General features: G+C 33.1%; 12 protein-coding genes. 3 read left to right on the top strand and 9 right to left on the bottom strand.

Going from position 1 to position 14,097, the window contains the following annotated elements; all coding sequences use genetic code 11:
- The first annotated feature begins 32 nt into the window (after nucleotides 1-32).
- The 3 genes from NCC77_RS14525 (at nucleotide 33) to NCC77_RS14515 (ending at nucleotide 1,965) form a co-directional block, all read left to right on the top strand.
- On the top strand, nucleotides 33-875 hold the full coding sequence (locus NCC77_RS14525) for a DUF2911 domain-containing protein (protein WP_250836213.1): 843 nt from the start codon (nucleotides 33-35) through the stop codon (nucleotides 873-875).
- Between the two features lie 152 nt (nucleotides 876-1,027).
- Entirely contained in the window at nucleotides 1,028-1,549 is a 522-nt protein-coding gene (locus NCC77_RS14520) for a TetR/AcrR family transcriptional regulator (protein WP_250836212.1), read from the top strand.
- 5 nt (nucleotides 1,550-1,554) lie between these two features.
- The gene (locus tag NCC77_RS14515; RefSeq protein ID WP_250836211.1) at nucleotides 1,555-1,965 is read left to right on the top strand and encodes a nuclear transport factor 2 family protein; all 411 of its coding nucleotides are present in this window, start codon (nucleotides 1,555-1,557) and stop codon (nucleotides 1,963-1,965) included.
- Between the two features lie 5 nt (nucleotides 1,966-1,970).
- On the opposite strand, the gene NCC77_RS14510 is transcribed toward NCC77_RS14515, so the two are convergent.
- From NCC77_RS14510 to NCC77_RS14470, 9 genes are all read right to left on the bottom strand, one after another.
- On the bottom strand, nucleotides 1,971-2,600 hold the full coding sequence (locus NCC77_RS14510) for an MCP four helix bundle domain-containing protein (RefSeq protein WP_250836210.1): 630 nt from the start codon (nucleotides 2,598-2,600) through the stop codon (nucleotides 1,971-1,973).
- A 25-nt stretch (nucleotides 2,601-2,625) separates the two neighbouring features.
- Nucleotides 2,626-3,228, bottom strand: a complete 603-nt coding sequence (locus NCC77_RS14505) for a hypothetical protein (protein ID WP_250836209.1) — start codon at nucleotides 3,226-3,228, stop codon at nucleotides 2,626-2,628.
- A gap of 204 nt (nucleotides 3,229-3,432) precedes the next feature.
- Nucleotides 3,433-3,921 carry a hypothetical protein gene (locus NCC77_RS14500; protein WP_250836208.1) on the bottom strand — a complete coding sequence of 163 codons (489 nt, stop codon included), beginning with the start codon at nucleotides 3,919-3,921 and terminating at the stop codon, nucleotides 3,433-3,435.
- Between the two features lie 3 nt (nucleotides 3,922-3,924).
- Nucleotides 3,925-5,649: a sodium:solute symporter family protein gene (locus tag NCC77_RS14495; RefSeq protein WP_250836207.1), complete on the bottom strand. Its 1,725-nt coding sequence runs from the start codon at nucleotides 5,647-5,649 to the stop codon at nucleotides 3,925-3,927.
- Nucleotides 5,650-5,762: 113 nt separating this feature from the next.
- Nucleotides 5,763-8,294: a PIG-L family deacetylase gene (locus NCC77_RS14490; RefSeq protein WP_250836206.1), complete on the bottom strand. Its 2,532-nt coding sequence runs from the start codon at nucleotides 8,292-8,294 to the stop codon at nucleotides 5,763-5,765.
- A gap of 182 nt (nucleotides 8,295-8,476) precedes the next feature.
- On the bottom strand, nucleotides 8,477-10,102 hold the full coding sequence (locus NCC77_RS14485; RefSeq protein WP_250836205.1) for an LVIVD repeat-containing protein: 1,626 nt from the start codon (nucleotides 10,100-10,102) through the stop codon (nucleotides 8,477-8,479).
- Nucleotides 10,103-10,310: 208 nt separating this feature from the next.
- Nucleotides 10,311-10,832, bottom strand: a complete 522-nt coding sequence (locus tag NCC77_RS14480) for a hypothetical protein (RefSeq protein WP_250836204.1) — start codon at nucleotides 10,830-10,832, stop codon at nucleotides 10,311-10,313.
- A 187-nt stretch (nucleotides 10,833-11,019) separates the two neighbouring features.
- The gene (locus tag NCC77_RS14475; RefSeq protein WP_349306050.1) at nucleotides 11,020-12,684 is read right to left on the bottom strand and encodes a hypothetical protein; all 1,665 of its coding nucleotides are present in this window, start codon (nucleotides 12,682-12,684) and stop codon (nucleotides 11,020-11,022) included.
- 246 nt (nucleotides 12,685-12,930) lie between these two features.
- Nucleotides 12,931-14,031, bottom strand: coding sequence for an AI-2E family transporter (locus NCC77_RS14470; RefSeq protein WP_250836202.1), 1,101 nt, complete (start codon nucleotides 14,029-14,031; stop codon nucleotides 12,931-12,933).
- Nucleotides 14,032-14,097: the final 66 nt, after the last annotated feature.

The following is a 14,097-nucleotide window of genomic DNA, read 5'->3' as shown; positions in this document are numbered from 1 at the left end:
GTAAATTTGGATAAAAAATAAAACTTAAAATAATGAAGAAACTACTTATTGCTTTAGCCTTGATCTTAGCGCCATTAGCATCAGAAGCGCAAGTAAAAACTCCGCAGGCAAGTCCAAAAGGATATATCAAACAAACTGTTGGTTTAACTGATGTTGAAGTTACGTATTCAAGACCAGGAGCAAGAGGAAGAGCTGTGTTCGGAAATTTAGTTCCGTTTGGAAAATTATGGAGAACTGGAGCTAATGAAAATACAATTATTAATTTTAGCGATGACGTTATTATAGACGGAAAAACGTTAAAAAAAGGAAAATATGCAATTTATACAGTTCCTAGAATCGAAAGTTGGGATATCATTTTCTATCTTTCTACTGATAACTGGGGATTGCCAGAAAACTGGAGCGATTCGTACGTAGCTTTAAAAACTACAGTTAAAGAAGATGCTTTGCCAACTCCAATTGAAACTTTTACAATAGGAATCAACGGATTAGATCCTAATTTTGGATATTTAGATATCGCTTGGGAAAATTCTCATGTATCTTTAAAATTTGAAGTTCCAACAGCTAAAATTGCTACAGCTAGTATCGATAAAACGTTGGCTGGTCCAACATGGAACGATTATTTTGCAGCATCTCAATACTTATTCCAATCAAACGGAAATATTGAAACGGCTAGAAATTATGTAGACAAAGCGTTGGATATGAGTTCAGATAAACCCTATTACGTAACAAGATTGAAGTCTCAAATTCAAGCTAAACAAGGAGATAAAAAAGGAGCAATCGAAACAGCAAAAGCTTCTTTAGCATCTGCTGAAGCGGCAAACAACGCCGATTACGTAAAATTGAATAAAGACAGTATCGCTGAGTGGAGCAGATAATAATTCTTTAGAATTCTTAAATTCCAATTTTTAAAATATCAAAATCCAAAACTGACGAGTTTTGGATTTTTTTTGTCTTCAAAATAAAATAGACAGACTTGTCTGTTTGTTTGAAAATGTTTTTTATATTTGCAGATATAAATTAAGATGTTATGCTGCCAAAAGAAAGAATATTAGAAAAAACATTTACTTTATTTCACACACAGGGTTATAATGCTACTGGCATCAATCAAATTATTGAAGAGGCAAAAGTTGCAAAGGCAAGTTTTTATCAGCATTTTAAATCTAAGGAGGATTTGTGCGTGGCATTTTTAAATCAGCGTCATTTCTTTTGGTTCGAAGAATTACAAAAGTTTACATCCAAAGAAGAGGATAGCAAACTAAAAATTTTAGCTTCTTTTGATTTCCTAATTTATATGAATAAAAAGGAAAATTTTAGAGGTTGCAGTTTTCTAAATATTCTATCAGAAATTCAATCCGATAATATTAAAATTTTAGACGTAATTCAAAACCATAAAGCTGATTTACGCGTCTATTTTAGCGAAATTTTAAATGATACTCTTTTATCAGATCACGTATATCTACTTTTTGAGAGTTGCATTATAGAAAGTCAACTTTTTAAATCCAATCAACTTATTGAGCAAACTAAGAAAATTATCCAAACTTTAATCTAATTATTATGGAACAGAAATTGCCATTGCCGCCTTTCACGTATGAAACAGCAATAGAGAAAATTCAATTAGCAGAAGATGCTTGGAACAGTCAGGATCCGGAAAGAGTTTCAAAAGCCTATACGATTGACAGTGAGTGGAGGAACAGAAATCAATTTGTAAACGGAAGAGAAGAAATTGTACAGTTCCTAACGCAAAAATGGAAAAAGGAGAAAAATTATAAACTTAAAAAAGAATATTGGGCGCATACCGAAAATAGAATTGCAGTTCGATTTGAGTATGAATATCAAGATCTTGAAGGAAACTGGTTTAGAGCCTATGGAAATGAGAACTGGGAGTTTGATGCAAATGGTTTGATGCAAAAACGTTTTGCAAGTATCAATGATCTTTCAATAAAAGAAGAAGAAAGAAAACTTTAAGAAATTTAATTCATAGAGGGCGGTTCAGGAATTTTTACCGTCCTTTTTATTTTCTTTATAATTAATAAATAAAAAGTAATGCCTCCTAAAATAATCAGCAATGCGATTTGAAGTTGGCCAAGTACATTGTTTCTGCTGTACATAGCATTTGCGACAGCAAGTTTTGCTTTTCCTTCTTCAATCTGAATTTGCGAAAGAGATTCGAGAGTTTTTAATGCTTGCGCACTCGAATTGGCTATTTTCTTCCAATCTTTATTTTCAACCTGTTTATTGATTTCTTTGCATGAAAGTAAAAAAGCATCAAAATACTGTTTTTCTTTATTTGTTAAAACCGTCTTGGCATACAAATCATCAATATTATGAATAATGTCTAAGGTGTGAATAATTTCATCTTTCTTGATATTATCGCTTAAATCTAATTTTTCAGCTTCAGCTTTTATAAAATGAAGTTCTTTAGAATATTGAAAAATATAATGAGCCACAACCAATCGGTCTTTGTAAATAGCATTGATATTATCATTTACGTTTTTAGAATTTCGCAACGTATTAAAGTTACCAAGCAGAATGATAAGCATCACAACTAGTAATATAAAAGCAGCTTTGGTTTTATTGCTGTATTTTCTGTGATCTTTCATAAAGCTTTTTTTTAGATAACAATAATTAATCAATCATTCTGTTCTCAACGAGTTCAATGTTTTTTATCGCGGCTAGCGGAGTAATTTTTACTTTTTTATCTCCTTTGACAAAATAAAAGTAGTACAAACTATTGTTTCCAATAACAAAAACGTTTTTAGATTCACCTTCGTTAAAATCCATTTGATAGCTGTAATCCAATTTGTTTTCTTTTAGCTTTTTCTTAGTAAAATAACCTCCTGCCATACCATAGCCAAGAAAAAAAGACAACAGAAAAAGTATAAGTGATTTTATGGCAATACCATTGTAGTAGCTTTTAGTTTCTTCTGGAGATAATGCATCAGTCGATTTTAGTTCAAAAGATCTTTTTACAAAGGCCAAATCTTTATTCTTCGCTAAAAAAGAAGGAAGATAAAAATGAACCAAAAAAAGTATAATGATGGCTCCAAGAATAATTGGGTTTGAGGTAAATTCAGCAATCGGACTAATTAAAACGTCCATAATAGTAGAATACCTTAAAATATTAATTCCGAATTGATAATAATAAATACTGTCTTTTAGTATTCCCATTACAATCAAAAAGAGATAGCCAAATGGCAATAGTTTTTCTAAATTGTCTGAAATCTTCATTTTTTCAGCTTAAAATTGGTTAGTTTTTGGTCAGTTTTACAACTTACTAAAATAGTCTTTTTTACTTACAATAAATGAAGAATTGTAATGGAAGAAAATAGTTATCCGAATTTTAAGCAGCTATTTCCTGCTGTCCGCTGTATCTTTTGTGGCGAACCCCGCCACAAAAGGATGCCGCTACCATCAGGGCTAGGGCATCAGGCTTTATTTGAGATATTTTTGTTTAGTTAATCTATCAGTCTGTTGGTTTACAATTTCTGCCGCTTTTCTTAAAAATGCTGGACTGATACACTCGGAATAGCTAATATAAACAATGTGATTGTCATCTTCTAAGTTTTCATTTTTCTTAGCTGCTTCAAAAGAACTATCTAAACCGCTAATTAAATAAACTGGATTTCCTTCTTTAAATAATTGAGTGGCAATGCCAATTAATCTTTGCTCGCCAGCAATTTGTAAATCAGCTTCTTTGTATGAAAGAAGGAAAGAACAAGTGATTAATGAACAAAACTTTGAACTTTGAAATCCTGGATATTTCAAGAAAATTTCATTTCCTTGATTTAAATTCTCAAAACATTTTGTGTACAATTGAGACGAACTTGAAGTGTCTACAACTATATTAGAAGTATCAAGATTCTGACTTTCTATCTGAAAGAATGAAAAAAATAATAGCACTAAAAACAGTTTTCGAATCATCTTTTATTCAAGCATTAACTCATTATCATCCGATTTTCCTTTAAAGAACAAAAACTGAAGTAAAAGCGCCAATACAATAGTCAAAATAGCTCCAATAAAATTAAGCCATAAATAACCCAGTTTCTCCTGTCTGTAAACCATAAAATAATAAATCACAAAAATCGTAAGCTGGCTTATGAGAGCACTGATAAACATTGGTTTTGCCTGAACTCTTTTGGTATAAAAAGCTACAAGGAAGATTCCTAAAACAGTTCCGTAGAAAATAGAACCAATAATATTTACAAGCTGAATTAAATTTTCAAACAAAGTTCCAACGCAGGCAAAAAGTATTGCTATAACTCCCCAAAAAAGAGTAAAAAACTTGGTAACATGCAAATAATGTTTCTCCGACTTTTCTTCTTTCTGATTTCGTTTGTAAATATCTATTGCTGTTGTAGAAGCCAGTGCAGTTAATCCAGAAGCAGTAGAAGACATGGCAGCCGAAATAATAACGGCCAATAACAATCCGATTAGACCTTTTGGCAAATAATGCAGAATAAAATGAAAAAACACATAATCTTTATCGTTGGTTTCTGAATTACTATCGGCTCTTGAAATTATTTCCTTTGCTTTATCGCGAAGATCTTTTTCTTTATTCGATAGCGCAACCAATTCTTTACGCAAAATCGGATTGTCATAATCTTGATTCAGCTGATCGATATACAATAAATTAATAACCTTTTTATCTTCAGAAAGCTTAACTAGCTTTTCTTCTAAAACATGATATTCTTGTTTATAAGCCGACTTCTCAATTGCAATTTTATTATTCGGATTAAAATTTAAAGGAACCGGATTGAATTGAAAAAACACAAAAACCATAACTCCTGTAAGAAGAATAAAGAACTGCATTGGCACTTTTAGAAGTCCGTTCATAATTAATCCCATTTGACTTTCGCGAACTGATTTTCCAGATAAATAACGTCCCACTTGTGATTGGTCTGTACCAAAATAGGCAAGTGCCAAAAAGAAACCTCCTGTAATACCACTCCAAAAAGTATATTTTTCTTCGGGATTAAAAGAAAAGTCAACAATATTCATTTTGTCATTTGCTCCAGCAATATGTAGCGCACTATTAAAAGTCATATCGTTTGGAAGATAATGCAGAATCAAGAAAAACGTGATAAACATTCCAGACATAATGACAAACATCTGCTGTTTTTGCGTAACGTTTACCGCCTTTGTTCCTCCAGAAAAGGTATATATGATTACTAAAACTCCGATAATGATATTCATTACAGTTAAATTCCATCCTAAAAGTGCAGACAAAATAATTGCTGGAGCATAGATAGTTAAACCAGTTCCTAAACCTCTTTGCACTAAAAACAAAATTGCAGCAAGCGAACGGGTTTTTACATCAAATCTTTTTTCTAAAAATTCATAAGCCGTATAAACTTTGCTTTTATGATATAGCGGAATAAAAGTCAAACAAATAACAATCATCGCAATGGGCAAACCAAAATAGAATTGCACAAACCCCATTCCGTCATGATAAGCCTGTCCTGGAGTCGATAAAAATGTAATTGCACTCGCTTGTGTCGCCATTACAGAAAGACCTACAGTATACCAAGGTGTTTCGTTGTTTCCTAAAATAAAATCTTCTACGTTTTTACTTCCTCGGGTTTTCCAAGAGCCGTATCCAACAATAAATAAAAGTGTAACAATAAGTACGATCCAGTCAAATAGCTGCATAGGTTATGAGTATAATTGCATGATTAAGAAAAAGATAGCAATATAGATTGCATTTGCTACTAAAACATAAGTGTAGCTTTTTTTCCATTTTTTTGTTTTTTTAGCTTCCATATTTATTGCTTTAAATCTTGTTTAGGAGCTTCAATTGGTTGTTTTAGAGAAATAATATTTGATAATAATCGATAGGCTCCAGAAACACCTTCTGGCAATTCTCTAAAGAAACTCAAACCAGTGTAAATGTAATATCCTTTTCCGTAAGGTGCGACAAGTAAAGCTCCGTCTTTTGGAGATTCTCCTTTATCGTGCGACGAAATAATAGGGGTGAAGGCAGGATCATATTCGTTTGGATAATATAGACCTTGTTCTTGTGTCCATCCTTGAAAATCTTTTTCAGATATTTTATTAGGCGTATTTAAAACAGGATGATTGGGTGCTAAGAATGTAATTTTAGCATTTTCTTCTGTTACACGATCGTTTGATAATTTCAACGGATAAGGAGCAATTTTATCTGTCACTAATTTTCCGTTTGTATTGTACTGTACAATCATGTTTTTACCGCTTTTTACAAAATTGAAAAGTATATTTTGCTTGTTTGCCAAAGCATTTACGGTATTATAAGCACGAATTCCGGTAATTACAGTACTGAAAGAATCTAATTTTTCTGGCGTAATTTCTTCGGGTTTTAAGATCGAAACTTTATATCCCATTTGAGTCAAACTTTCCGGAACTTCGTCTCCAGCGCCCATAATGTAAGCAATAGCGTCGCCAGAGATTTTCAAATCAATTCTAATGCATTTTGATTCAGCTGGTTTTAAAACCATTTGTTTGGTAATATGGCTAAAATCAATAATAGTTTGGTCTTTATCAAATCGTTTTTTGTCTACAATTGCGACACTTTTTACTGTCGCTTCCTCTGGATTTACTGGAGGTGTTACTTCAAAATAGAAGATTTGCTCGTTGCCTTTTTTGTCTAAAACAAACGGAATTTCTTTTGGAGAAACAGACCAGCTTTTAGGCAACTCTAATTGCAGATTACCTTTTATATCATCTTTTCCAGCGCGAACTTTTACCGCAACCATTTTGCTTTTAGTATTTCCAAAAATTAAAACTTTTTCTAAAATTGAAGTTGTAACTTCTGGAACGATATCAAGAAAATTGTACATTTCGCCTTTTACGCCATCATTGTACTTGTACACAACAGTGCGCTCAAACGGAATTTCCACATCATTGATTTTGATGTTAAAGACCACTTTTGTGTCTCTAATAATATCTGGTGTACCAATAATTTCTTGATTAGAAACGGTATACATTCCAACTGTTGCTTTTTCTTTTAGCCAATAAGGTTGGGTGTATTCTATATTGTTTGGAAGCTGCAATTGCAGATTGATCTTCTGATCATTATTATTCTTCAATACAACGTTTTGGGCTGTTGTTTGATGGTCTGGAAGCGTAGTCACACTAATTAATTGCATTCCGATAGAACATCTATTAATAGCTTCTAGAGTTAATTTTATCGTACTTCCTGGAGTTGCTTCTTGTTCGTTGGCAACCGCTTCAAGATATAAACCAGAACAAGATGCGATAATGTTTTTTATAGCAGCAAGTTTAATCTCTTTCCAATGGGTATCTTCTAAAGTTTGAATCATTGCGTAGGCTTTGACTAAATCTGGAATACTGGCAGAAGGATGGCTAAAATCGTATTTTGAAATGATGGAAGAAATCAAATCTCCAACTGGTTTTCCGTTTTTAACACGGTTCCAGCTTGTGTCTAAACCATCAAATAAATTATCACGTTCTTTTGGGGTTTCGCCATTAATTAGCTCTAAATATTCGGTTTCTTCACCACGAACACCAGTACTTCCAAAACCTTGTGACTGATGACGGCTTCGGCTTAAAGCAGCGATTTCCTGATTTGATTTTCCGATTCCTGTGTAGTAAACGCCTGTTTCTAGCTTCGTAAATTTAGATTTATTGGCAGCATCAAATTTTTCTTGGCTTCCGTAAAACCACCAAGAAGGATTAAAGAATTGACGCTTTACCTGCCAAGGAGAAACATATTTTAATTGTTCGGGATAAACTTTTGGATCGTTTGTTAATTTGAAGCTTTCAACACTCAGCATGGCAGAAGAGGTATGATGTCCGTGTGTTGTACCAGGCGAACGATGATCAAATCTATTAATAATAACGTCTGGCTGAAATTTTCTAATGGTCCAAACCACATCGGCAAGCACTTTGTCTTTGTCCCAAATATCTAAAGTTTCAGATGGATTTTTTGAAAAACCAAAATCGTTTGCTCTAGAAAAAAATTGCTCGCCACCATCTATTTTTCGAGCTTCAATTAATTCTTGAGTTCTAATAACACCCAATAATTCACGCAATTGCGGGCCAATTAAGTTTTGTCCGCCATCTCCACGAGTAAGTGATAAATAACCCGTTCTGGCATTCATTTCATTGGCTAAATACGAAATCATTCTAGTGTTTTCATCATCTGGATGCGCGGCAACGTATAATACAGAACCTAAAAAGTTTAGTTTTTTAATTTGATTGTAAATTTCAACTGAATTTGGTTTTTGCGGCTGCTGTGCAAATGAAATCTGAAAACCTATAAAAAATAGAATAAAGATTTGAATCTGTATTTTTCGCATGGTGAGTGTTAGGTGTTTTTTGAAATTATTCCAAAAATAGTAATTATTTTATGGAAGATTATTTAAATGAAATGTTAACGCTCAATAATTATACCTTTCTTTAAGATGATAAAACAAAAAAAGCTGCCAGATTGGTTCTGACAGCTTCTTGAAAATATATATATTTTATGCCGTTTTACTGCTTATTTCAATTTGTTTTCTGTATCAACGTAGTTTCCTGTAATAGTTACGCCAGTACCTTTTGTAACTTTTCCATAAATAGTGATAGAAGAAGTATTACCAATAAAATTGATTTTAGCGCCACTATTCAATCTTAAATCTCCCCAAATTACAACAGATCCTTCAACTTGTAGTGTAGCATTACTGTTTATAATTAATTCTGTTGGATTTGATTGCTGATATTTACCTTGAGATAAACTTCCTCTCATGTTAAAAGTACCACCGTTATTTAGTGTTAAGTTGCTAAGAACAGTAATAGAACCACAATGTGTTAAAACTGCACCAGAATTAATGATTGCCGAATTAATAGCTGTTGCTCCTTGGTACGATTTTATTTCATTAGAATTTAAAATCAAATCTCTCCCTTGATTGTACAAACCATAAGTTAGACAGCTCGCAAAAGTAGTATTTGGTTTTTCCATTTTAATGATTTTCAAACCTCCAGTTCCGCTTGCTACATAAATGTAATTTCCACTTGATTTTACATAGTTTGAAGAACCTGCAATTCCAACTGAACCTAATAAATTAAGCTGTGTTGCAGATTGATAGACATTAAGTCCTAATGCTCCGTTTGCAACAAAAGCATAACCATCATTAAAAGAAACAGCATTGGTTACATTGTCTTCACCTGCGGTTGTGATTCCGATAGTTTGTAATTTTGAACCACTGTTGATGTCGTATACGCCAAGACCGTTTGGACCTTCAGAAACAAAAAGTTTTGTTCCGTCAATATCCATTGTTCTTTTTGCCCCGCTAACGTCTACAGAAGTTGTAAAGCTCTTTTGCAACGCCAGAGTCGATTGATTGTATATGTTAACTCCTTTGGTTCCGCTTAAAGTAACAACTTTATCACTTGTTAAAGCAATAGAACGCAAATCGGCCATAGCGGCTTTTCCTGCAATTACTTTTGTAGAACTGTTTACTTTAAACAAACTTCCGTTGTCTCCCGTTACAGCAAAATAATTAGAAGCATTGGCTGCTACGTCTGTTGTAACTCTACTTTCTAAGTAATTTGTTTTCAATTTATCTGTAAGCAATCCTGAACTCAACTCCATGTTAACTACAATTGCCGGATTTCCTGCTAGTTGCGTGTCTTTGTCAACATCTTTAGCAGCTCCGATAATTAAATTTGATCCAGAAAAAGTCAGAGAGGTAATATCAGTACTTGGAATTAGGGCAGAAGTGACCAATTTTGGCTTGTAAGGATCTGAAACATCAATCACATCAATAGCTCCAGAATAAGCATCGCCTCTCATAATGTAAGAAACATAGGCGTAATTTCCGTTTACAGTAACGTGACTGGCTTGCAACGTTCTTCCGTTTGCATCAACTGGCGGTTTTACTTCGGCAATTTGAACAAGAGGAAAAGAAGTGTTGGTAGTCTCTGCAGATTTTCCTGCCAAAGCACCATTTTCGATCGAGATTACCCCAGAATTAGTTAAGTCAAGTCTTTGGTTTAATGTAGATTGATCTGAGGTAATGGTAATGTTATTTGACGATTGTCCATCGTTATTGTTGTCATTGTTATCGTCACAACCTATTAATAGTGACATTGCTAAAAATGAAAGCAAATAAACATTCTTTTTCATAAATTTCTTTTTTGGATTTAAAATTCGGCGCAAATATATATTATAAATATATTACAGATCAGATTTTTAAGCGAAACTTGTTGTAATACAGTTATTTATATTGAATTTACAACATTTTAACAAAAGATCCCATTAAACAAATCATAAAAAAAAGAGAGTATCAATTTTTTGATACTCTCTTGTGTTGATTGCTAGCAATTTAGCATTATTATCTTCTACCATGTCCATGCCCGCGATCGTGATCATCATGATCATGTCTGTCATGGTGTTTATCATGTTTATTGTGTTTGTCGTAGTGTTTGTAATCTTTACGATCGTAATGACGACGCTCACTGTAACCATATACAGGTCTTGGTTTGTATGGTCTTTGTGGAGCTCCGTGGTATCCTTTGTAATATTTCACTCTATGACGGTCAAAATAAGTATAAGGCGTTCTACCGTGATAATCTGTCAAAACTACTTTGTAACCTCCATACAAATCATAGTTTCTATATTGTCTAGGTAAGTAGGTTGCTCTTACCCATTTTCCTCCTCCGAAATAGATGAATTGAGAAGCACGAACATCGTAGTAAGCCTCAACATCTGGAAGATAGTAATATTCCATTTCTGTATATCCCACTGGTCCCCAAGCTGGTGGAGCACCAATATTTACGTTAACCGATACTTGAGCTTGTGTGGCGTTTGCAACCATTAGAAATAATCCGGCGATTGCTAATTTTATCGTTTTCATCTCTTTTTAATTTTATAATGTTAATCTTGAATAGGGATATTCATATACTGTGCCAAAAAATAAAAGAAGATGTATTTTGTCGAGTAAAACTGCATTTCAACGAGTAATCTAACAGCGTATATGCTCTTAAAATATTGATTTATAGTGGTTTTATTTATGCTTAAAAGTTTCTTAAGAAAAATAAAAATTATTTGTAATTGACAACTCTAGGCTTTGCAAGTTCAAAACTTTGAAGTCCGTAATCGGTAGTTTCAAAAGTATTTGTTTTGAAAACATTATCGCCTTGCTGCGGAATACTTGGATAATAAGATAACGATAGCTGGAATGAACTGAAAACCAAATAGTCATTACTAATTAATAATCCCACAGTAAGTTTAGAATAGGGTTTGCTCTTTGTCATTGCCATTTCTGGACTGCCCAATACCGCAATGGAATAATTGAAAAATGGATTTAAACGAAACCCCAGTAAAGAGTGTGGAGAATAGGTTTGTGTTTGCAATGATAAAACGGCTTTACTAGTTCCGTATAGATAGGAATTAAAACCTGCGATTCCATTTTCTTCATTTATATTTAACTGATCTCCAATTATATCATCACGGTTTATTCCAATTACCACTTTCGGATTTACGAATTGTCTAATTTTCCAATTTCCGACGCTAAATAATTTCGTAAAATAATTGGATTCAAATAGAAATGAAGTTTGATAGGTTTTGGATTGATGAAAAAAAGTTCCTGCTTCAAAATTCATACTTAAAAATCCTAAACGGTAATAATTTCCAAAAGAGAATTGAGCCCCAACATAAGGCCGCCAAAAAGTGTTTTTATACTGATATCCAAACGTAGCACCGTATATTCTTCCTATCGGTACGTCTTCTGTCTGTCCATTTCTAAAAATATAGCTGTCCTTTATAAATTTTCGTGTATTCAATCCAATTCCGCTCAGAATTAGCTTTTCAGAAGAATAAAAATGATTCGGATCGTAAAGGTCAGATGGCGACTCGCTGTAATTGACATTCAAAAAACGAGCAGTAGTAACAAGGTTGGTTATGGCTTTGTGATTGTCTTCAAATACTTTAAAAGCGCGGCCCGCCCAAACATCTTGCGAGGTATATTTTTTGGGCTGATAAGCAAATGTAGAATCTGGAGCCTGAAGCGTATCTTTTCTAAAACTTTCGTCCATATAAAATCCACCAGCCCATTTCGTTAGGGGAGAGTAGAAGTCTCGTTCGATATCGATGCTTTTAATGTAATTATTATCTAAATCCATTTTGTAATGGAGAACAGTTCCTATATAAGTATTCTTAATATTAGGAACAGTATACGTTACTTCATTGGCATTTTGACCGTCATCAAAACGATTGGTAAAACGATATTCAAGCTGTTGTCCACTTCCAAAAAAATCTTTTTCTTTAAAACCTACCGAAACTTGATTGCTCGAAATAGAAAACCTCGGAATTGTACTCCAGGAATCTAAAACACGAATGGTAACATCCACAGAATCTGAAGCTTGACCCACTGTCTCATTGGAAATTCTAACTGCTGTAACATATCGTTGCGCACGAATTAAACGCTCAGACTCTAGAACTTTATAGGTGTTGTATGGAGTATTTCGCTTAAAAAGCAACAAGTTGTAAATGGCTATTTTCTTTGTTTTTAAGTGCAGTCTGTTACCCATTCTTTCTCCCCAATTTTTAGGAGTTAGGGTAGTATCGGCTACAGAATACCCAAAAGGATCGAGAGTAACAATATTGATTTTTCGAATAATTTTTCCCTCATAATTTGTTGAATCAATTGGAACAAGCAATTCCTCTTTTTTCTTCGACTTTTTAGATCTAAAGAATAATTTATGCATGGTCTGCGTAAATTTATTTTTCTTAGAATAATTTCTAATTTTAGTGTAGATTTCCGTAGTGTCTTTCTCTTTTTTTGGCTCTTTTTTATTTTCATTTACCTGCGCAAACCCGCTTTGTAAACAAAAGCACAGCAAAATAAAAAACAGTATTTTTTTGTTTAGAGACATTCGGTAATTTTCTTCTAATAATTATAAGTTTTATGAATTTAAGGAATAAACAAATGCTATGCTAGCATAACGTTATTTTTAATTTTCTGTTGTAGTTTTTCTTTTTCTCCAAGCAAATTTCCGAGGAACGTGATTCCCCATAAGATAACCCCAAGCAGAGAGTGAATCAATTCGATCAAAAATAATTTTTAAAATAGCTAGAAGAGGAATGGCTAAGAACATTCCGGCAATTCCAGCGGCGGCACCTCCAACAATAATTCCCATAATAGAAACAAAAGCATTTATTTCTACTTTAGAATTAATAATTAACGGCACAAGGAGATTATTATCAATAAACTGAACAATAACGTTTACAATCAGGATTCCGAGGATTACTGAAATTTCTCCAGATCCAGTTAATGATGCCAAAACGGTTATAACTCCTGCAACAAAAATTCCGATATAAGGAATCAAGTTCAAAATTCCTGTAATCAATCCGAGAAGAACAAAATATTTCACGCCAATGATCCACAAACCTAAACTCGTCAATACCGAAACCACAATCATTTCGATAATTAAACTGACGATGTAATTGTTGATTGAAACTTTTATCTGAGACAAAATATCCTGCAGAATACCATGATTTTCCTGTTTGATTAATTTGGCAAAAAACAGTTTAAAATGTTCTTTATAAATCAAAAACAAAAAAGTGTAAATTATCATAATGGTACTGTCCAAAAGAACATCACTTATAGAAATTATAAACGAACCTAGTTTAGCCTGACCCGTTTTGACCGAATCTTTTGTAACAGAATCCAAATATTTTTTCTGTTCCCCAATGCTTACCTGAAAATTTTCTCTTATAAACTTATGAATCTCGACAATAAAAGAGTTTGCATTTTTCTTTATAGTATCAAAATCATTTGCCATGTAAGTGACTTGGTAGGAGATAAAAACTAGAATTCCGACGACAATAGAAATGAAAATAGCAAGACAGACTATAGCAGCGAGGTGCCTAGGAAACTTAAGTTTGGTCTTTAGAAAAGTAAAAATTGGAAGGAGTAAAACGGCAAACAAAAATGCCATTAAAATGGGCGTAAGAATATCTTTTCCGAGGCAAAAAATGAATGCAAAACAAATTAAAGTTACAAGAATAAAAGAAAGTTTTGCATAAAAGGGTAATGTTATGGGCCGAGTCATTTTTTATTTTATTTAGCTGAATTTATAAAACAAATATTACACTTTATTTGTCTTTTTACGTTCTAG

Origin of the sequence: Flavobacterium tyrosinilyticum (assembly GCF_023656565.1) — a bacterium.
Taxonomy (GTDB): Bacteria; Bacteroidota; Bacteroidia; order Flavobacteriales; family Flavobacteriaceae; genus Flavobacterium; species Flavobacterium tyrosinilyticum.
The sequence above is the reverse complement of the archived record's forward strand: the minus strand, read 5'-3'. Positions and strand labels throughout refer to the sequence as shown.

Excerpts from the sequence above, each read along its gene's own strand:
- NCC77_RS14495 (WP_250836207.1), bottom strand. The coding sequence starts at position 5,649 with ATGCAGCTATTTGACTGGATCGTACTTATTGTTACACTTTTATTTATT.
- NCC77_RS14485 (WP_250836205.1), bottom strand. The coding sequence starts at position 10,102 with ATGAAAAAGAATGTTTATTTGCTTTCATTTTTAGCAATGTCACTATTA.
- NCC77_RS14500 (WP_250836208.1), bottom strand. The coding sequence starts at position 3,921 with ATGATTCGAAAACTGTTTTTAGTGCTATTATTTTTTTCATTCTTTCAG.
- NCC77_RS14490 (WP_250836206.1), bottom strand. The coding sequence starts at position 8,294 with ATGCGAAAAATACAGATTCAAATCTTTATTCTATTTTTTATAGGTTTT.
- NCC77_RS14475 (WP_349306050.1), bottom strand. The coding sequence starts at position 12,684 with ATGCATAAATTATTCTTTAGATCTAAAAAGTCGAAGAAAAAAGAGGAA.
- NCC77_RS14480 (WP_250836204.1), bottom strand. The coding sequence starts at position 10,832 with ATGAAAACGATAAAATTAGCAATCGCCGGATTATTTCTAATGGTTGCA.
- NCC77_RS14470 (WP_250836202.1), bottom strand. The coding sequence starts at position 14,031 with ATGACTCGGCCCATAACATTACCCTTTTATGCAAAACTTTCTTTTATT.
- NCC77_RS14515 (WP_250836211.1), top strand. The coding sequence starts at position 1,555 with ATGGAACAGAAATTGCCATTGCCGCCTTTCACGTATGAAACAGCAATA.
- NCC77_RS14510 (WP_250836210.1), bottom strand. The coding sequence starts at position 2,600 with ATGAAAGATCACAGAAAATACAGCAATAAAACCAAAGCTGCTTTTATA.
- NCC77_RS14520 (WP_250836212.1), top strand. The coding sequence starts at position 1,028 with ATGCTGCCAAAAGAAAGAATATTAGAAAAAACATTTACTTTATTTCAC.
- NCC77_RS14505 (WP_250836209.1), bottom strand. The coding sequence starts at position 3,228 with ATGAAGATTTCAGACAATTTAGAAAAACTATTGCCATTTGGCTATCTC.
- NCC77_RS14525 (WP_250836213.1), top strand. The coding sequence starts at position 33 with ATGAAGAAACTACTTATTGCTTTAGCCTTGATCTTAGCGCCATTAGCA.